This is a genomic window from Aureimonas phyllosphaerae, from assembly GCF_047943035.1.
Classification (GTDB): Bacteria; Pseudomonadota; Alphaproteobacteria; order Rhizobiales; family Rhizobiaceae; genus Aureimonas; species Aureimonas phyllosphaerae.
The window spans coordinates 1242841-1261587 of record NZ_CP181348.1; the positions used below are offsets into that span (position 1 = coordinate 1242841).

The 18747-nt window shown below is 68.8% G+C and carries 15 protein-coding genes and 2 pseudogenes; 5 read left to right on the plus strand and 12 right to left on the minus strand.

The genetic code is table 11. From position 1 onward, the window contains the following. Positions 1-68 precede the first annotated feature (68 nt). Positions 69-539: a hypothetical protein gene (locus tag ACLNGM_RS05740; protein WP_090964976.1), complete on the plus strand. Its 471-nt coding sequence runs from the start codon at positions 69-71 to the stop codon at positions 537-539. 9 nt (positions 540-548) lie between these two features. Here the strand turns inward: ACLNGM_RS05740 and ACLNGM_RS05745 are convergent, their stop codons facing one another. The 8 genes from ACLNGM_RS05745 to ACLNGM_RS05780 all read right to left on the minus strand — a co-directional run bounded on the left by ACLNGM_RS05745 (position 549) and on the right by ACLNGM_RS05780 (position 9259). Then, the gene (locus ACLNGM_RS05745) at positions 549-1424 is read right to left on the minus strand and encodes a formate/nitrite transporter family protein (RefSeq protein ID WP_416357566.1); all 876 of its coding nucleotides are present in this window, start codon (positions 1422-1424) and stop codon (positions 549-551) included. Between the two features lie 160 nt (positions 1425-1584). Further along, positions 1585-2694, minus strand: a complete 1110-nt coding sequence (locus tag ACLNGM_RS05750) for a metallophosphoesterase (protein ID WP_416357567.1) — start codon at positions 2692-2694, stop codon at positions 1585-1587. Positions 2695-2981: 287 nt separating this feature from the next. After that, positions 2982-4496 carry an ABC transporter substrate-binding protein gene (locus tag ACLNGM_RS05755; RefSeq protein WP_416357568.1) on the minus strand — a complete coding sequence of 505 codons (1515 nt, stop codon included), beginning with the start codon at positions 4494-4496 and terminating at the stop codon, positions 2982-2984. Next, positions 4478-5539: an ABC transporter ATP-binding protein gene (locus tag ACLNGM_RS05760; protein ID WP_416357569.1), complete on the minus strand. Its 1062-nt coding sequence runs from the start codon at positions 5537-5539 to the stop codon at positions 4478-4480. The genes ACLNGM_RS05755 and ACLNGM_RS05760 overlap by 19 nt, the downstream gene beginning before the upstream one ends. Next, positions 5536-6537: an ABC transporter ATP-binding protein gene (locus tag ACLNGM_RS05765; protein ID WP_416357570.1), complete on the minus strand. Its 1002-nt coding sequence runs from the start codon at positions 6535-6537 to the stop codon at positions 5536-5538. Before ACLNGM_RS05765 ends, ACLNGM_RS05760 begins: the two co-directional genes overlap by 4 nt. Further along, on the minus strand, positions 6534-7367 hold the full coding sequence (locus tag ACLNGM_RS05770) for an ABC transporter permease (protein ID WP_416358391.1): 834 nt from the start codon (positions 7365-7367) through the stop codon (positions 6534-6536). The genes ACLNGM_RS05765 and ACLNGM_RS05770 overlap by 4 nt, the downstream gene beginning before the upstream one ends. Before the next feature lie 23 nt (positions 7368-7390). Then, positions 7391-8329 (minus strand): ABC transporter permease, encoded by a 939-nt coding sequence (locus ACLNGM_RS05775; protein WP_416357571.1) that lies wholly within the window; start codon positions 8327-8329, stop codon positions 7391-7393. 9 nt (positions 8330-8338) lie between these two features. Further along, positions 8339-9259 (minus strand): proline iminopeptidase-family hydrolase, encoded by a 921-nt coding sequence (locus ACLNGM_RS05780; RefSeq protein ID WP_416357572.1) that lies wholly within the window; start codon positions 9257-9259, stop codon positions 8339-8341. 156 nt (positions 9260-9415) lie between these two features. On the opposite strand from ACLNGM_RS05780, the gene ACLNGM_RS05785 reads away from it, so the two are divergent. Further along, positions 9416-10177, plus strand: a complete 762-nt coding sequence (locus tag ACLNGM_RS05785; protein ID WP_416357573.1) for a LuxR family transcriptional regulator — start codon at positions 9416-9418, stop codon at positions 10175-10177. A 31-nt stretch (positions 10178-10208) separates the two neighbouring features. Here the strand turns inward: ACLNGM_RS05785 and ACLNGM_RS05790 are convergent, their stop codons facing one another. The 4 genes and pseudogenes from ACLNGM_RS05790 to ACLNGM_RS05805 all read right to left on the minus strand — a co-directional run bounded on the left by ACLNGM_RS05790 (position 10209) and on the right by ACLNGM_RS05805 (position 15262). Beyond that, positions 10209-10967: a sulfite exporter TauE/SafE family protein gene (locus ACLNGM_RS05790; RefSeq protein WP_090964956.1), complete on the minus strand. Its 759-nt coding sequence runs from the start codon at positions 10965-10967 to the stop codon at positions 10209-10211. A gap of 36 nt (positions 10968-11003) precedes the next feature. Continuing rightward, a complete protein-coding gene (locus ACLNGM_RS05795; protein WP_090964955.1) occupies positions 11004-12815 on the minus strand; it encodes an ABC transporter ATP-binding protein in 1812 nt (603 codons plus the stop codon). A gap of 13 nt (positions 12816-12828) precedes the next feature. After that, positions 12829-14022 (minus strand): annotated as a pseudogene (locus ACLNGM_RS05800) (gamma-glutamyltransferase family protein); the annotation flags it as partial. A 29-nt stretch (positions 14023-14051) separates the two neighbouring features. Continuing rightward, positions 14052-15262 (minus strand): annotated as a pseudogene (locus ACLNGM_RS05805) (IS3 family transposase). 418 nt (positions 15263-15680) lie between these two features. Between ACLNGM_RS05805 and ACLNGM_RS05810 the strand changes: the two are divergent. The 3 genes from ACLNGM_RS05810 (at position 15681) to ACLNGM_RS05820 (ending at position 18742) form a co-directional block, all read left to right on the plus strand. After that, positions 15681-16568, plus strand: a complete 888-nt coding sequence (locus ACLNGM_RS05810; RefSeq protein WP_416357574.1) for a diguanylate cyclase domain-containing protein — start codon at positions 15681-15683, stop codon at positions 16566-16568. Between the two features lie 111 nt (positions 16569-16679). Next, on the plus strand, positions 16680-18308 hold the full coding sequence (locus ACLNGM_RS05815) for an EAL domain-containing protein (RefSeq protein ID WP_416357575.1): 1629 nt from the start codon (positions 16680-16682) through the stop codon (positions 18306-18308). Next, on the plus strand, positions 18305-18742 hold the full coding sequence (locus ACLNGM_RS05820) for a BLUF domain-containing protein (RefSeq protein WP_090964943.1): 438 nt from the start codon (positions 18305-18307) through the stop codon (positions 18740-18742). The genes ACLNGM_RS05815 and ACLNGM_RS05820 overlap by 4 nt, the downstream gene beginning before the upstream one ends. The last annotated feature ends 5 nt before the right edge of the window (positions 18743-18747 follow it).

The window sequence follows — 18747 nt, forward strand, 5'->3', positions numbered from 1 at the left end:
GCTCCTATCTCGACGGGAAGATAGGCGCGAAACGACTGGCGACGCCGCGGCACAAGGAATGGTGAACGATGATCGCAACCGCCGGGCGTCTCGCATTCGCCTTCCTGCTCGCGGTGCTGGCGACGGCGATCGCGGCCAGCATCGTCCAGACGCAGTTCAACCTGTCCGCGCTCACGGCGCTCGGCGCCCCCGTGACGCCCTCGATCCGCGCGCTCACCACGCTTCAGGACATCGCCTTCTTCGGGCCGGTGATGGCCGCAATCACGGCCGCCGCGTTTCTGCCGGGCCTCGCTGCCGCCTCGCTGGTGTCGCATGCCTTCCCGATCGCAAGGGGGCTGATCCATGCGGTGGCGGGCGCCGTGTCGCTGTGGACGGCCTTCGAAGTGATGGGTGTCTTCACGCCGATGCCGACGCTGGTCGCGGCCGCCCGCACGACCGAGGGCCTCCTGGCGCTCTCGTCGACCGGGCTGATCGGCGGCGCAATCTTCGCCCGCCTCACCGGTCGACACCGCTTGTCGCCCGCGCGAGCGGTCGCCTGAGGCCGCCGCTCAGTCCCGCGGGAGCCGCCGGTCGGACCTCTGCAGTTCCGGCGCCACCTGCCCGAAGTTGAAGCAGGCGACGAGCGCGATGCCGCCCAGCATGTTGCCGAGGAGCGTCGGCACGAAGAAGGTGAAGACGTAGTCGCGCAGCGTCGCCTCGCCGATCTGGACGAGATACGACGCCTCGACCGAGCCCGCGATGATGTGGGCGAAGTGACCGACGGCCACGACATAGGTCACGATGATGATGACGAAGGGCTTTGAATCGCCCGAGGCCGGCATCAGCCACACCATCAGCGCGATCAGCCAGCCGGCGAACACCGCCTTCAGCAGCATCGTCCAGAAGGGCGACGCCATCGTGGACTGCGAGAAGGCGGCCAGCGCCTGTTTGATCTCCGGCTCGAAGACGGGCGTGTGCGCGAGGACCGCCGAGAATATCCAGGTGGCCGCCACGTTCGAGAGGAGGACGATCAGCCAGAGCCGCAGCACGAGGCCGGCCCGCCGCCAGCTCGGCGCACGCAGCATGGGCAGGACGGGCGTCAGCGTGTTCTCGGTGAAGAGCTGCTGGCGTCCGAGCACCACGATCAGGAAGCCGACGGTGTAGCCGAGCGAGGTCAGGAGATGCTTCCACGGCGCTTCCGGCAGCGCCACGATCAGGATCGCCGGCACCACGACCGAGAAGCCGATCGACAGGCCGGCCGCAAGGCCCGACATCATCAGCGCGAAGCCGCTGCGCTCGAGCTCCCGCTCGCCCTCGACCCGGATCGTCTCGTGGATCAGCGCCGCGCTCGGGCGGCTCTGATGGTCGACGGCCCGCTGCTCGCCCTCGTTGAGGTCCTCGGCCGAGGCGGCGGGGGTCAGGCGGTTCGCATCGTCGTCGGTCATCGGGTTCTCGCCTTCGATCTGGTCTGCGCACCGCCGGCGGAAGGTCGCCAGGGTCTTCTTGAAAGTCGGCCGTGCGGGCGGGTGCGCAAGGCGCGGTACGGATCGAAGTCGTTGGCTGACGCCGGGAGACCGGGTTGCCAGCGGTATCGGGTCGGGGCGCTCAGCGGGCGCGCAGCGTCACGCGGGTGAGTTCGGGCGGCACGAACAGGCGATAGGCGAAGCCGGGCCAGAGGGCGGTTCCGTTGCTGACGTAGAGGGTCATGGCGCCGATCGGGTAGACGCCGGAGACGAACCCCTCGTTGGCGTTGGCGACCAGCCGGTCGAAGCCGATCATCATGCCGCCGTGCGTGTGGCCGGACAGCTGGAGGTCGACCCCGGCCGCGGCATTGGCCGCGGCCCCTTCCGGGCGGTGCTGGAGAAGGATGACGGGCGCATCCGGCGCCCCGCCGAGCGCGGTGCCAAGGTCGGGACCCGGCAGGCCGAAACGGTCCGCCACCGTGTCGGCGACCCCCGCGATCACCAGCTGCGCGCCGTCCCGCGCCACCACCTCGTGCCGGTTCACCACGGACCGCCAGCCCGGCGCGCCCAGACGCTCCATCCAGCGCTCGAAACCGAAGTAATATTCGTGGTTGCCCGCGATGAAGAAGATGCCGTCCGGCGCGCGGAGATCGGCCAGCGGGGCGACGTCGGCGACGCGCCGTTCCGGCGTCCCGTCGATCACGTCGCCCGACACCACGATCATGTCGGGCGTCAGGTCGTCGACGCGCCGCACGAGATCCTCGACCCAGCGTGCGTCGAAGAGGCGGCTGACATGGAGATCGGTGAGGTGGACGAAGCGGTAGCCTTCAAACGCGGGGGGAAGATCGGCGATCTCGACCTCGATCTCCTTCACCTCCGGCACCCGGATGGCAGAGGAGACGGCATAGCCGGAAACGCCGAAGCCCGCGACGGCGAGCGCTACACCGACGCCGGCCGGAACGCGCGCCATGCGGCGCCTGAAGGCCGACAGTGCGAGGGCGAGGACGTCGGCGAGCGCGTGGAAGATCGCAAAGAGAACGGCCCCGGCAAACAGCCAGTTCACCGCGATCACCACCGGGCGCGGCAGTTCGAGCGAGAACATGCTGCCCCAGACGAGATCAGTCAGCCAGTGGTGGCGCAGCAGGGCGAGAAGCGCGAGCGAGAGGGCGATGCGCCACGGGCCGATCGGCAGGCGCCGGATCACCCGCAGAGTGAGGTAGAGCCAGACGGCGATCGCGATCCACAAGAGCATGCGTGGTCCGTTCGGTGGGCGACGGCGATCGGCCGCGACCTGCCGGATGCGACGTCTCGGCAGCGCAGCGCGCGTGGGGGGAGGGCGTAGGCCTGCGCGAGCCCTTGCGGGCCGCACTTAGCAGGATGTGTGGCACTCGGGTCGTTTGGAAATAGACGGACGCCCGGCACTCCGCGCGTTCGCACCGGCGGGCCGAGGCCGGATCGGTGCGCCGCCGGCCGGACATGCCGGAGCGGCCGGCGAAGCCAGGGGGCTCGGCCGACCGCTTGCGAGGGATCTAGCGGGCGCTAGTTCTTGCGCACGTCCTCCAGCCAGAAGCGGCCGAGCGGGTTCTGGTAGAAGCCGTCGATATTGGCGCGCGTCACGTTGATGTAGGGGCTGTAGTAGAGGTCGATCCAGTTGACCTCCTCCTTGGCGATCTTCTGCAGCTCGACATACATCGCCTCGCGCTTGGCGGGATCGGCTTCGGTACGCGCCTTGGCGACGAGGTCCTTCACCGTGTCGTTCTTGTAGCGCGTCATGTAGTTCATGTTCGTGTCGTGGCCGAGCACGAAGGTGGTCTTCTGGTCGGGGTCGAGGACGTCGTTGGTCCAGTAGCCGACGGCCACGTCGAAATCGCCGTTGATGAACATGTCCCACTGCGAGGCGGCGTCGACCTTGTTGATGTTGACGGTGACGCCCGCCTTCGAGAGCTGCTGCTGCATCAGGACGGCGATCTGCTCGTCCACCTCGTCGCCGGCCTTGACGTTGTAGTCGAGGGCAAGGTCGGAAGCGCCCGCCTCCGCCAGCATCGCCTTGGCGCGTTCCGGGTCGTAGGGGCGGCGCAGGTTGTCGGTGTAATAGTACAGCGCGCCCTTCGGGATGTAGGAATTGGCGACCTCGCCGATGCCGAAGGTGACGGCGCCGACGATCGCCTGCTTGTCGATCGCCATGTCCAGCGCCTGGCGCACCGCGATCTCGCCGAGCTTGCCCTTCTCGTGGTTGATGAGCAGCGCGTCCTCGCGGGTCGAGGTGTCGAGCGAGACCTTGAGCTGCGGGTCCTGCTTCAGCTGCTCGACGCGCGAGAAGGGCACGAAGATCGCCGCGTCGAGCTGTCCCGCCTGCACGTTCAGCATGCGCGTGTTGTCGTCGGGCACCGAGATCCACTCGACGCCGTCGAGGCTGACCTTATCGGCCTCCCAGTAGTTCGGGTTCTTCTCGAGGATCACGCGGTCGCCGCGGACCCACTCCTTGACCGAGAAGGCGCCGGACCCGATCGGCGCGGACGCGAACTCCTCGCCCTTGGCCTCCACCACGGCCTTCGGCAGGACCGAGACGTTGGGCAGCGCCAGCGAGGCGAGGAAGGGGACCGACGGCTCCTTCAGCTTGACGGTGAGCGTGCGCGGGTCGCTGGCCGTCGCCGTGTCGACGATCGCGTAGCTCGACGACCAGAGCGAGGTCGGATCGTCGCGGATGCGCAGGAGCGAGAAGGCCGCGTCCTCGGCGGTGACGGGCGAGCCGTCCGAGAACTTCGCCTCCCGCAGCTTGAACGTGTAGGTCAGCTTGTCGTCCGAGACGGTCCAGCTTTCGGCCAGGCCCGGCTCCAGCTTGGTGCCGGTCTTGTCGACCCGCACGAGCACGTCGAAGACGTTGGAATAGACCCAGTTGTCGACGTTCTGGGCCGAGGCGATCGGGTCGAAGGTCGTGGAGTCCTCGCGCCGTCCGATCGTGAGGACGCCGGCGGCCTCCGCGATCGAGGCGGTGAGCGACAGGGCGGCGAGCGCCGTTGCGGCCAGAAGGCGGGTCATGCGGGGTCGGGACATGGAAAAGCCTCGCGGGTCGTTGGGGGAGGGGAGGTCGGCGGTTCGCGGACCGGCGCCGGGAGGACGCCGGGCTCGAGGATGCAGGCCCAGCCGTGGTCGTCGGCGCGGCGCAGGGCGGGCGCCGGGCCGGTGCGGCAGCGATCCTCGGCATGGGAGCAGCGCGGATGGAACGGGCAGCCGGGCGGGGGATCGAGCGGGCTCGGCGGCTCGCCGCCCATCGGCGCCAGCGGCAGCGCGATGTCGGGATCGATCTCGGGGATCGAGGCGATGAGGGCCGCCGTGTAGGGGTGGCGCGGCGCGCGGAACACGCTCTCGGTCGGGCCTTCCTCGACGATCCGGCCGAGATACATCACGGCCACCCGGTCGCAGAGCCGGCGCACGATGGCCAGATCATGCGCGATGAAGATCAGCGTCAGGCCGATCCGTTCTTTCAGGTCGAGGAAGAGGTTGATCACCTGCCCCTGGATGGAGACGTCGAGCGCGGCGACGCATTCGTCGGCAATGACGAGGCTGGGCTCGACCGCCAGCGCCCGCGCGATGCCGACGCGCTGGCACTGGCCGCCGGAGAGCGCGGCCGGACGCCGGCCGGCCAGCGCCGGATCGAGGCCGACCATCGCCAGAAGCTCGGCGACGCGGGAATCCGTTCCGCCGCGCGGCGCCTTGCCGTGGACGCGCAGGACTTCGGCCAGCGTCTCGCCGACCGTGAAGCGTGGGTTGAGCGAGTTCGCGGGGTCCTGGAACACCATGGCGGTGCGTCGGCGCAGCGCCTTCAGGTCGGCCCGCCGGCCTTCCGAGACCGCCAGTCCGTCGAGCAGGACGTGGCCGCCCGAGATCGGCTCGAGCCCGAGAAGCGCGCGGCCGAGCGTCGACTTGCCCGATCCCGATTCGCCCACGATCCCGATCGTCTCGCCGCGCCGGACCTGAAGCGAGACGCCGTTCACCGCCTGGACGCTGCGCCGCCGGAGGCCGAGGGGCCCCGCACCGGGGCCGGGAAAGCGGACGACGACATCGTCGGCTTCGAGGATGATGTCGGGCTGGCTCATGCCGCGCCCTCCAGGACGCCGTGCCCGAGGGGATGGTGGCACGCCGCGCGTCGCTCCGTATCCATGGCGACGAGCGGCGGCTGGCGGGTGCGACAGTCCTCGCCCGAGCGGGGGCAGCGGGGATGGAACCGGCATCCGGACGGCATCTCGCCGGCGCCCGGCGGCTGACCTTCGATGGTGCGAAGGCGCCTTGCGCCGGTGCTCTGCGCCGGCTGGCACGCCACGAGGCCGGCCGTATAGGGATGGCGCGGCCGCATCAGGACGTCGCGCTTCGGCCCGATCTCGCAGAGCCGGCCGGCATAGAGCACCGCGATGCGGTCGCAGAGCTGCGACACGACGCCTAGATCGTGGGTGATGAAGACGATCGCGAGGCCACGCCGGTCGCGAAGGTCGAGAAGGAGGCGCAGGATCTGGGCCTGGACCGTCACGTCGAGCGCCGTGGTCGGCTCGTCGGCAATGAGGATGTCGGGATCGGAGGCGAGGGCGACCGCGATCATCGCGCGCTGGCGCATGCCGCCGGAAAACTCGTGCGGGAAGGCCTCTGCGCGCCGCTCGGGATCGGGGATGCCCACCTGCCGGAGAAGCTCGACGCTTTCCGCGCGGGCCTCGCGCCGCCCGAGGCCGCGTGTCAGGCGCACGGTCTCGGCGATCTGCTCGCCGATGCGCATCACCGGATCGAGGTGGCTCGCCGGGTTCTGGAAGACCATGCCGATCTCGCGGCCCCGCAGCGGCGCGAACTGCGCATCGGAAAGCCCGGCGACCTCGCGGCCCTTCAGGCGGATCGCGTCGGCCGACACGGCGAGTGCCGGCGGCAGGAGCCGCATCAGGGCGCGGCAGGCGACCGTCTTGCCCGAGCCGCTCTCGCCGACGAGCCCGAGGATCTCGCCGCGCGCGAGCTGGAAGGAAAGGTCGTCGACGATCCGGCGCTCGCCGAGCGGGCCGGACGCCGCGACGGTGAGGCCTTCGACCTCCAGCGCATGCGAACCCGCCCCGCTCATGCCCGCCGCCCGAGGACGTCGCCCAGCCCGTCGGCGACGAGGCTGAAGCTGAAGGCGAGGAGCACGATCGCAAGGCCCGGGAAGGCGGAGATCCACCAGGCGCGCGCGAGAAAGGCCTGCCCCTCGGCCACCATGATTCCCCATTCGGCGGCGGGCGGCTGCACGCCGAGGCCGAGATAGCTGATCGCCGCGCCCGACAGGAGGACGAGCACGCAGTCCGACATGGCGAAGACCACCGACGCCGTCAGCGCATTGGGCAGGAGGTGGCGGAACATGATGCGCGCATGGCTGAAGCCGAGCGAGCGGGCGGCGAGTGCGAAGTCGCTGCCCTTCAGGACGAGGATCTGCGCCCGCACGAGCCGCGCGTAGGACACCCAGCCGACCAGCGCCATCGCGATGAAGAAGCTCTGGAGGCCGGGTCCGAGAATGGTGATCACGGACAGCATCAGGACGAGGAACGGAAAGGCGAGGACGACGTCGACGACGCGCATGAAGATGCCGTCGACGAGCCCGCCGAAATAGCCGGACACGGTGCCGACCACCGTGCCGATCAGGAACGGGAAGACCACGCCGAAGACGGCGAGCTGCAGGTCGATCCGCGTGCCCCAGATGATGCGCGAGAGGATGTCGCGCCCATAGTTGTCGGTGCCGAAGGGATGGGCGAGCGAAGGCGGGGCAAGACGCGCGGCGGCATCCTGGAAGATCGGGTCGTAGGGCGCGACGAGCGGGGCGAGGAGCGCCAGAAGGAGAAAGCCCGCGAGCAGCGCGAGGCCCGCGACGAGCGGCAGCGGCGTCCCTGCGCCGCGGCGCGGCCGGGCGGGAACGAGCAAGGGGGCCGGGACGGGGACGACGCTCACAGGCGCACCCGCGGGTCGGCCGTCACGGTCAGGACGTCGGCGAGGAAGTTCACGAGGACGGTGGCCAGCGCGAAGACCATCGCGACGCCCTGCACCACCATGTAGTCGCGCGAGAAGATCGCCCGGACCAGGAGCTGACCCATGCCGGGAATGGCGAAGACCTGCTCCACCACGACGGTGCCCCCGATCAGCCAGCCGATGTTGACCGCCAGGAGATTGAGCGTCGGCAGGATCGAATTGGGCAGGACGTGCCGGCGGAAGATCACCGCCTCGGGCAGGCCACGCGCGCGGGCCGCGAGCGCGACGTCGGACCGCATCTCGGCGATCAGCGAGGCGCGCAGCTGCCGCGTGAGGACGGCCGACAGCGAGAGCGCGACGGTGAGCCAGGGCAAGGCCATGTGGTGCAGCTTCTCGAGAGCCGTGTCGCCGTAGCCCGAGACTGGAAACCAGCCGAGCGTCACCGAGAAGAGGATGATCAGCATGATCGCCAGCCAGAAGTTCGGCAGGCCGAGGCCGAGCGTCGAGGCGAGCCGCACGCCGCTGTCGGTGGCCGAGCCCTGCCGCCGCGCGGCGATCGTGGCGAGCGGCACGCAGATGAGGAGCGACAGCACGACCGATCCCGCCACGAGCACCAGCGTCGGCTCGATGCGCTGGAGGATCAGGCCGAGGACGTCGACCTTGTAGAGGATCGAGCGGCCCATCTCGCCGTGCCCGAGATTGCGCAGGAAATAGAGGTACTGAAGCCAGAGCGGCTCATCCAGGCCGAACTGCGCGCGCACGCGCTCCAGCGCCTGCGGCGTCGCGCGCGTGCCGAGGATCAGCCGCGCCGGGTCGCCGGGGATCGAGCGGACGAGCACGAAGGTGACGAGGCTGATGCCGATCAGGACCGGGATCAGCTGGAAGGGGCGCGACAGGACGAAGCGATAGCGATGCATCGGGCGGGCTCAGGCGGCTCCCGCAAGGTCGGCGGCTCGGCTTCGCCCGCCCCGGCGGGCGAGGAAGTCGACCAGCACGGGGAAGAACGCGGCCGGCTCCTCGAAGAAGGGCATGTGGCTGGAATTCGGGAAGACGCGGAGCTCGGCATCGGGCAGGGCGAGCTTCATGCGCATGGCGCAGGCCGGCGTCAGTTCGTCGTGCTGGCCGACCGTGATCAGGGTGGGCACCGTGATCCGATGCATGTCGGGGATGCGGTTCCAGTCCTTCAGGTTGCCGGTGTAGGTGAACTCGTTCGGCCCCTGGATCGTCTCGTAGGGACCCATGTTCCAGTCGTCCAGCGAGCGGCGCACCGGGGCCGGCCATTCGGCGAGGCGGCAGACATGCCGGTAGTTCAGGACCGTGATCGCCGCCTGATATTCGGGATGGTCGAGCGTCCCCTCCGCCTCGTGGCGCTGCATCATGGCGACCGTCTCGGAGCCGAGCGCCTCGCGCAGGCGGCCGAGTTCGGCGACGAGATGGGGAATGTCGGCCGCCGTGTTCTCGAGCACCAGCGTGCGCAGTGCCTCCGGATGGGTCAGCGCGTATTCGACCGAAAGCCAGCCACCCCAGGACTGGCCGATGAGGTGGACGGGGCCGAGATCGAGGGCTTGGCGCACGGCCTCCACCTCGCCGACATAGCGCGTGATCGTCCACAACGCGGGATCGGTCGGCCGGTCCGAGCGCCCGGTGCCGAGCTGATCGAAGGCGACCACGCGATAGCCGTGGTCGACGAGGCAGGAATGCGAGTCGCGCAGGTAGTCGCAGGGCAGGCCGGGCCCCCCGTTGAGGAGGAGGATCGTCTCGTCGCCCTCGCCGAACGAGTAGGTGACGACGCTGCCGCCCTCGACCTCGACACGCTGGACTTGGTCCGGTTCGATCTCGCGCCACATGGCTGTCCGTCACCCCGTTGGTTGCGTCGCGCCGAGACTAGGCCGGGGTTCGCGCCCTGCGAAAGCTATCAAAACTAACAGGATGGCAGCGTGCCCGCTTGCCCGGCGCCGCACAAGATGTGAACATGCCTCAATGTTCAGCAGCGGGATGCGCCCGTGACGGCCTGGAATGCTTTGGAACTCGAAGCGGCGCTGGAGGAGGCGCCGACGATCGGCGCTCGCCTCGACATCGCCCATGCGGCGATGGCGGCGCTCGGGCTCGGCGCCCTGATCTACGACTACGCGCCGGTCGCCTACACGCATGAGGGCGAACTCATCACGCCGTCGTTCTTCGGGATGCGCGAGGTGCCGGACGACATGGTCGACCTCTGGTCGTCGAGCGGTTTCTACCAGATCGATCCGGTGCAGCATCTGGCGCTGAACAGCCCCCGCCCGTTCGTCTGGAGCTACCGCCGGAACGGGCAGACGGTGCTGAACCGGGCGCTCGACAAGCGGCACGAACCGGTCGTCACCTATGTCCACGACATGGCGATCACCTGCGGCATGACGGTGCCGATCCATGGGCGGTCTGGCGACTGCGCGACGGTGACCGGCATCCGCTATGGGGCTGAGGACGATTTCCACCGCGAGGGCGCCGAGCTTCTGGGCGACTTCACGCTCCTCGCCCACGCGGTCCATGCCGCGGTGGAGCCGCTGTTCGGCGAGGCGGAGCGCCGCTCGCGCGCGGTGCACCTGACACCGCGCGAGCGCGAATGCCTGCGCTTTTCTGCCGAGGGCCTGTCGGCGAAGGACATTTCCGGTCGCCTGTCGCGCTCGGTGCCGACCGTCACGATGCATCTGAACGCGGCTGCCCGGAAGCTCGGTGCGCGTAACCGGGCGCAGATGATCGCGCGGGCTGCGCACTACCGGCTGCTATAGGCTGTGAAGGTCGAAGCGGAGCCCGGTGCGCTCAGTCCGCTGCCGCGAAGTAGTAGACGGAGAGCGACAGGCCGATCAGGATCACGATCCCGCGCAGGATCGACTGCGGCAGCCGCTTCGCTGCCCAGACGCCGGCGTAGCCGCCGAGCGCCACGCCCGGCACCATGGCCGCCGCGTGGGGCCAGCTGATCAGCCCGCCGCTCACGAACACCGCGATGGCGACGAGCGCGATGACGATCGACAGGAGGTTCTTCAGGGCGTTGAGGCGGTGGTAGTCGGCAGGTTGGGTGAGGCCGAGCGTCGCCAGCATCATCACGCCCATCCCCGCGCCGAAGAAGCCGCCGTATAGGGCGGTCAGGAACTGGACGATGCTGCCGGGCAGGGTGCCGACGCGCGCCGACGCTCCGGCTTCGCGCGGCTTGGGCTTCAGCCACGGGCCGGCGGCGAAGAGTGCCGTCGCCCCGAGCAGCAGCCACGGCACGGTGAGGCGGAACTCGTCGTTGTCCAGGACGAGAAGGATCGCCGCGCCGGCCAGGGCGCCGAGCGCCGACAAGAGCGCCAGCAGCAGCGCGCCGCGCCAGAAGCGCGCGATGTCGGCGCGATAGGCGAGTGTCGAGGTGACGTAGCCCGGAAACTGCGTCACCGAGGACGTGGCGTTGGCGACGATCGGCGGCACGCCGGCGAGGCTGAGCGCGCCGAACGTGATGAACGTGCCGCCGCCGGCGACGGCGTTGATCGCACCCGAGACAAAGCCCGACAGGAACAGGAGGAGAATCCAGAGAAGGGACATGCGCGGGGACGATCGCCGGAGGGGTTCGGGGAGGGATCAGGCGGCCTGCACGAGATGGCCGGGGCCGACCTGCGTGTAGGTCCGCTCGGGCGGAACGTAGCTCAAGGGGCGCACCGCGCTGCGCAGGTCGTCCGAGCCGACCGTGCGCTTCAGGTGGCGTCGCGACGGATCGGGCACCGGGACCGCGGCCATCAGCTTCTTCGTGTAAGGGTGCTGCGGGTTCTCGAAGATGGCCTGGCGCGGCCCGATCTCGACGATCTCGCCGAGATACATCACCGCCACGCGATGGCTCATGCGCTCCACCACCGCCATGTCGTGGCTAATGAAGAGATAGGCGAGGCCCATCTCCTCCTGCAGGTCGAGGAGGAGGTTACAGACCTGGACCTTGATCGACACGTCGAGCGCAGACACCGCCTCGTCGGCGACGATCACCTTCGGCTTCAGAGACAGGGCACGCGCGATGGCGATGCGCTGGCGCTGTCCCCCGGAGAACTCGTGCGGAAAGCGGTCCGCCGCCTCCTCGCCGAGGCCGACGCGGCCGAGAAGGTCCGCGACCATCGCCTCCGCCTCGCGTCTCGTGCCGAGACCGTGGGCAAGGAAGGGCTCGGCCACCGTCTCGCCGACGCTCATGCGCGGGTTGAGCGAGGCGAACGGGTCCTGGAAAATCATCTGGGCGCTCTGGCGCATGCGCCGCAGCTCGGCGGGGCCGAGATTGCGCACGTCCCAGCCGTCGAGCTGGATGGTCCCGTCGCTCGGCTCCAGAAGGCGGATCACCGAACGCCCCGTGGTGGACTTGCCGCAGCCGGACTCGCCGACGATCGACAGGGTCTCGCCGGCGCGCAGGTCGAAGGACACGTTCTCGACCGCGTGGACCGAGCCGGTGCGGCGCCCGAACGCGCCCGAGCGCACGGGAAAGCGGGTGCACAGGTTGCGAACGCTAAGGATCGGCGTCGCCTCCGACCCGAGCGACACCGCGAGCGGCGCGCCTTCGACGAGCGCCCCATCCTCGATGCCGACCGTCGGGAACCGGCGCGGCATCGCCTCGCCGTTCATCGAGCCGAGGCGCGGCACGCTGGCCAGAAGCGAGCGCGTGTAGGGCTTGGCGGCATTCGAGAAGATCTCGGCCGTCGGTCCGCTCTCCACCACCGAACCGCGGAACATCACCAGCGTCCGGTCCGAGATCTCGGCCACGACCCCCATGTCGTGCGTGATGAAGAGGACGCTCATGCCGTCCTCGTCCTGCAGCGTCTTGATGAGGTCGAGAATCTCGCCCTGGATCGTGACGTCGAGCGCGGTCGTCGGCTCGTCGGCGATCAGGAGCTTGGGCGACGAGGCGAGCGCCATCGCGATCATCACGCGCTGTCGCATGCCGCCGGAGAACTCATGCGGGTAGCTGCCGAAGCGGGAGGCGGCGTTGGGAATGCGCACCTTCTCGAGCGTGCGGATCGTTTCGGCGCGCGCGGCCGCCGCGCCCATGCCGCGATGGCGCATCAGCACTTCGGAGATCTGCCGCCCGATCGTGTAGACCGGATTGAGGCTCGTCATCGGCTCCTGGAAGATCATCGCGATCTCGTTGCCGCGCACGTCTCGCATCGCGCGCTCGGGGATGGCGAGGAGGTCGCGGCCTCCCATCGTCACCGAGCCCTCGATCCGGCTCGCGCCCTTGGCGAGGAGCCGCATGATGGCGAGCGAGGTGACCGACTTGCCCGATCCCGACTCGCCGACGATCGCCACCGTCTCGCGCGGGGCGACGTCGAAGGAGGCGCCACGCACCACGGGTTTCCAGGTTCCCGCAACGGGAAAGGACACCGTGAGGTCGCGCACGGACAGGATCGGGGCAAGGGTCATGGCGCGGGTTTCCTTATCGGCCGACGGCGTAGGCCTGCATGAGGCGCGGCGTCGCCGCCGCGCGCAGGAGGCCGGACGGGTCGCGCTGCGCGGCCGTCAGGCGGCCGATGCTCCAGGGATCGGTGACGGCGAGGCGGTGGCCGCGACGCTCGAGTTCGGCCAGCGTCGCATCGCCGAAGGAGCGCTCGATCGTCAGATTGCCGGGCGAGCGGGTTCGCGGATGGAACGAGCCGGGAAAATGCGTCGTGTGGAAGAGCGGGCGGTCGATCGTCGCCTGCAGGTCGCCGCCGTGATGGATGTAGCGCAGGAAGAACGAGAGTTGCCACTGGTCCTGCTGGTCACCGCCGGGCGTCCCGAAGGCCAGCCGGCGGCCGTCGCCGTGGATGGCGAGCGAGGGCGTCAGCGTCGTGCGCGGGCGCTTGCCGGGCGCGAGCGAGGTCGGAAGGCCCGGCGTCATCCAGAACATCTGGGCGCGCGAGTTGAGGCAGAAGCCGAGGTCGGGGATGATCGGCGAGGACTGGAGCCAGCCGCCGGAGGGCGTTGCCGAGACCATGTTGCCCCAGCGGTCGATCACGTCGATATGCACCGTGTCGCCGCGCTTCTCCGACAGGTGCGACATGGTCGGCTCGTAGACGGTGCCGGCCGTCATGCCGTCGGCGTTCAGCATGGCCATCGTGCGGTCGTGCAGGTCCTCGAAGCCTGGAAGGCGCCCGGCATCGAGGTCGAGCGAGGCGCGATCCATCCGGATCAGCCCGCGGCGCTCGTCGTTGTAGGCGTCCGACAGCAGCCGATCGATCGGCACGTCGCCGAAATTCGGGTCGCCGTAGTAGATGTCGCGGTCGGCATAGGCGAGCTTCATCGCCTCGGTGACGACATGGACGAAGTCCGGGCCTTCGGTATCGAGGTTCTTGAGGTCGAAGCCCTTGAGGAGCGCCAGCGACTGGAGGAGCACCGGACCCTGGCCCCAGGGCCCGGTCTTGGCGACCCTCCAGCCCTCGTATTCGTAGGTCTGCGGCGCTTCCACATGGGCCTGGTAGCCCGCGAGGTCGTCGGCGGACAGGACGCCGCGATGGCGGGCGCCGCTGCCGTCCATGACCTCGGCCGTGTCGAGATAGCGCGTGATCGCCTCGGCCACGAAGCCGCGATAGAAGGCGTTGCGGGCCGCCTCGACGCCGGCCTCGCGGCTGCCCGCCGCCTCGGCCTTGGCCTGCCCCCGTTAGGCGGCCCGGTTCAAATCTAATGCATGGTGGGCTTGCCGGCGACGGTTGAGGTAGCCGGCGAAGCGGGTTGGTGTTGCGCCGCCGGCCACGGCACGGCGGCAGGAGCCGGTGGACGGTAGCCCAGGCTCGAGTGTGGACGCTTGGTGTTGTAGTGGTGCCGTTAGCTCTCGATGACGATCCGGGCCTCTGCGAGGCTATAGAAGATCTCGCCGTTCAGGAGTTCATCGCGGAGTTTCGAGTTGAAGCTCTCACAGTATCCATTCTCCCATGGGCTGCCAGGCTCGATGAATGCGGTCCTGGCGCCGACCGCCGTGATCCAGTCGCGAACCGCCTTGGCGATGAACTCCGGACCATTGTCGGAACGGATGTAACCGAGCACGCCGCGCAGGATGAAGAGGTCCGACAGGACGTCGATGACATCCGCGGACTTCAACTTCCGGTCGCTCCGGATGGCGAGGCACTCGCGGGTGAACTCGTCGATCACGTTCAGCATCCGGAACTTGCGGCCGTTGTGGGTTCGGTCCTCCACAAAGTCATAGGACCAGACATGATTGGGCCGCTCGGGCCGAAGCCGAACGCACGAGCCGTCGTTCAGCCAGAGCCGACCGCGCTTGGGCTGGCGAGCGGGGACCTTCAGACCTTCCTCCTGCCAGATGCGCTCCACCCGCTTCACGTTCACAAGCCAGCCAGCATCCCGCAGCAGGGCCGTGATCCGGCGCCTATCAGCGATTGCGAGCAATCGCTTGCCGGCCAGGGGGATACCCATAGCGTCCATACCTCGTCGCGAGCTCGATGATGTCGGCCGTCAGCGCCGCATCGTCGGCTCGCCCTTTGGGCGCCCTGCGCTGCGTCGATCGGTGCTGCCCCAGGACCCGGCACGCCAAACGCTCCTTCACGCCATGCTTCTTCATGACATGCTCGATGCATTGGCGACGGCGGGCGGGGCTCACCAGTTTCTTAGATAGCGGCCTCCTTGAGGGTCAGCTTCTCCAGCGTCAGATCGGAGACCGCCTTGCGCAGGCGCTCGTTCTCCTTCTCCAACTCCTTCAGCCGCTTCACCTGATCAACCTTCAGCCCACCATACTCCTTGCGCCACCGGTAGTACGTGAGCGGCGTCACGCTGATCGTGCGCACCGCTTCAGCAACGGGGCGCCCCTGCAAAACGAGAACATCTACCTGCCGCAGCTTGGCGACAATCTCTTCCGGGCTTGGCTTCTTCCTCGGCATTCTCGGCATCCTCCAAAGGCTCAAAAGCCTACCTCACGGAGGGCCACTTTTCAGGGGGCAGACCATCTCGTCCTGCAAGCTGACCCAACAGGTCGCGGATGCGACCGAGAGTCAGGGCGGAATTGTCGGGGCCAGTGAGCGACAAGGCGTGACCAAACCAATCAACGATTGGTTCAGACAAATCGCTTTCATTGGCCGTGTCAACCGTATTTTGTGCAGATCGAGAGATGCACATTTTCTGGTCATTGAGGCGGCCGGAAACCCTGCGGTTCTTTCGGAGGCCAGACCGGCTCAGTTGTATGCCTCGTCTTTGAACGGTCCTTCAAGCCATGGTCGTCTAAGCACGCCGGATCGAACCCTTATCCCTTCCTCAACCATCGAAGGGCCAATGTGACGCAGCGGCAGGGCGGGGCGCAGCATGGATCTGACATTCAATCTCAACATGATCGATGTCCCGATCTTCGTGGTGGACGTCGAGTCCGGCCCACGCTTTCGCATCTTCGGCATGAACCAGGCGGCCGAGAAGGAAACCGGCCAGTCCAGCGGAAGCCTGGCGGGGCGCATGTTCGAGGACTGCGTTCCACCGGCCAAGGCCAGCATGCTGACGGATCGCTACGGGGTCTGCGTCCGGTCGCGTCGCTCGATGCAGTTCGAGGAGCGGGGCGAGATGTCCCCGACCGGCGACTGGTACCGGACGACGCTCTCGCCCTGCATCGACCGGGAAACCGGGGAGGTCGTGCGCATCCTGACGATCTGCCAGAACATCACGGCGACCAAGCGCCTCGCCGACGCGGCGCTGAAGGATGCGCTGACCGGTCTTGCCAACCGGCGCGGCTTCGAGGGGATGCTCGCCGAGCGGTGCGACGCGGCCATCGCATCGCGCCTCGGCTTTGCCCTGGTGGTCGTTGACCTCGACGGTCTGAAGGAGATCAACGACCGCCACGGGCACGACGCCGGGGACGAGGCGATCCGGCGCGTCGGGGCCTGGCTTCGAGATCACGTGCGTCCCGGCGAGGCCGCCGCGCGGATCGGGGGCGACGAGTTCCACCTGCTCCTGGAAGAACCCGACGAGGCTTGCCTCGACCGGCGCCTCGATGCGCTGCGCGAGGCTGCCGCCGACGAGCTTCGATGGTCGAGCCTGCCGACGCGGATCGCCGTTTCGCTGGGCGGGGCCGTCTGGCATCCCGGCGACGCCGTGGCGCAGACCCTGTCGGTCGCGGATACCGCGATGTATGCCCGAAAGGGCTCGCATCGCCGCGCCTCGGCGCCGACCGTCTCGCGTGCCGCCGGCTTCACGGGGCGCTAACCGTTCCGGCAATCGCCGCCGAAAGCGGTGGACAGGCACGGGACCGGCGCGCGGCTCGTCAACCTTCGCCTGCGAGGGTTCGGGCTCCCAGGCCATGACGAGGAGACCGTCATGAACGTTCCCGCTGCCCTTTCGCCCGCGAGCCCGCTCGATCCACCGAGCTGCGAACTCATCCTGCAGAGGCTCTCCCATCCCGTGCTGGCGCTCGGCGCGGACGGCAGCGTGACCTATGCCAATGCGGCGGCGGAAGCCTCGTTCGGGGGGTGGATCATCGGTCTCAACATCCGCGACCTGTTTTCGGGCTTTGCGCCGGCGGCTGCGGACCGCGGCCGGTCCTCGCCGATGATCCTGACGACCAAGGAGGACGTGAGCTTCGACGCCCGGCTCGCGCCCCTCGGCGAGGGCTCGTTCGTCGTCGACCTCAGGCTCGCGAACGAGGGGAGGGAAACCGCCATCGCGGCGGACCTCGACGACCTCACCGGGCTCGCCAAGCGCAACATGTTCATGCGGCACCTGGCTGCGGCGCTGGCGCGCGGCGAGGGCTCGGCCGTCGCGGTCCACTGCCTCGATCTCGACCGCTTCAAGATGATCAACGACACGCTGGGTCACGGGATCGGCGACCTTCTCCTGAAGAAGGTGGCCGACCGCCTCGCCAGCGCCTGCCGGAAGGGCGACGTCGTCGCGCGTCTGGGCGGCGACGAGTTCGTGGTCCTCCAGCACGGCGTGCGCGAGACGGCGGACGCCGAGAAGCTGGCCGCCCGCATCGTGGATCTCGTCGGGCGGACCTATGTGCTCAGCGGCCATACGATCAACATCGGCGTCAGCGTCGGCGTCGCGCTGCAGGGCGATGTCACGCAGGCGCGGGACTTGCTGCGCAACGGCGACCTCGCGCTCTACGAGGCCAAGCGGGACGGCCGGGGCCGCTACCGCCTGTTCGAGACCGGCATGGACGATCTCCTGCAGCGACGCCGGGAAATGGAGATCGACCTGCGCCGCGCCCTTGCGCTCAAGCAGTTCGAGCTGAACTTCCAGCCCTTCCTCGACCTTTCTGACGACCGCTGCATCGGCTTCGAGGCGCTCCTGCGCTGGAAGCACCCGGTGCGGGGCTACATCCCGCCGCTGGAGTTCATCTCGCTCGCCGAGGAGAACGGGCTGATCGTCAAGATCGGCGAATGGGTGCTGCGGACGGCCTGCCAGGAGGCGGCAACCTGGCCGGGCGAGATGATCGTCGCGGTCAACGTCTCCCCGATCCAGTTCAAGGCCGATACGCTGCTGGACACCGTGATGTCGGCGCTTAAGCGATCGGGCCTGCCGGCTCACCGGCTGGAGATCGAGATCACCGAGGGCGCGCTTCTCGACGATACCGACAACGTCCTGAGGACGCTCGCCGCGCTTCGCGACATCGGGGTGAAGATCTCGATGGACGACTTCGGCACGGGGTATTCGTCCCTCAGCTATCTCCAGAAGTTCCCGTTCAACAAGATCAAGATCGACCGCTCCTTCATCGCCAACGCGAACGCCGACAGCGAGGCGATCCTGCGGGCGGTCGCGGGGCTCGGCGCAAGTCTGGGCATGGCGATCACCGCCGAGGGCGTCGAGACCGCCGAACAGCTCGCCCGCATCCGGGACGAGCGCTGCACGCATGTCCAGGGCTACCTGACGGGGCGGCCGATGGCGGCCCATCTCGTCGCCGACTTCCTGACCCGGCCCGACCAAGATCCGAAAGGCGATCCGCGATGAACGACGACCTCTTTCGTCTCGTCTACTACAGCCGCAACCACATCCGCGGCGACGCCGACACGTTCGACGCCCATGTCGGCGACATCCTGGCGCGAAGCCGCACCAACAACACGCGCGACGGCATCACGGGCGCACTCCTGTTCAACCGCGGCTGCTTCGCGCAGGTGCTGGAGGGCCCGCTCGCGACGGTGGAGGCGGCCTTCGAGCGGATCCAGCAGGACGAGCGGCACGGCGACGTGTCGCTCCTCGCCCTCGATCCGATCGCCGCCCGCAGCTTTCCGAACTGGGCGATGGGCTTCGTCGGGGCGTCGGACGTCGATGCCGGGCGCTTTGCCGGCGTCGGCGCGTCCAGCGGCTTCGACCCGTCGCGCCTCAGCGGCGACGAGATCCACACGCTCCTGCGGGACCTGACGATCGAGGAAGAGGCCGCCTGACGACG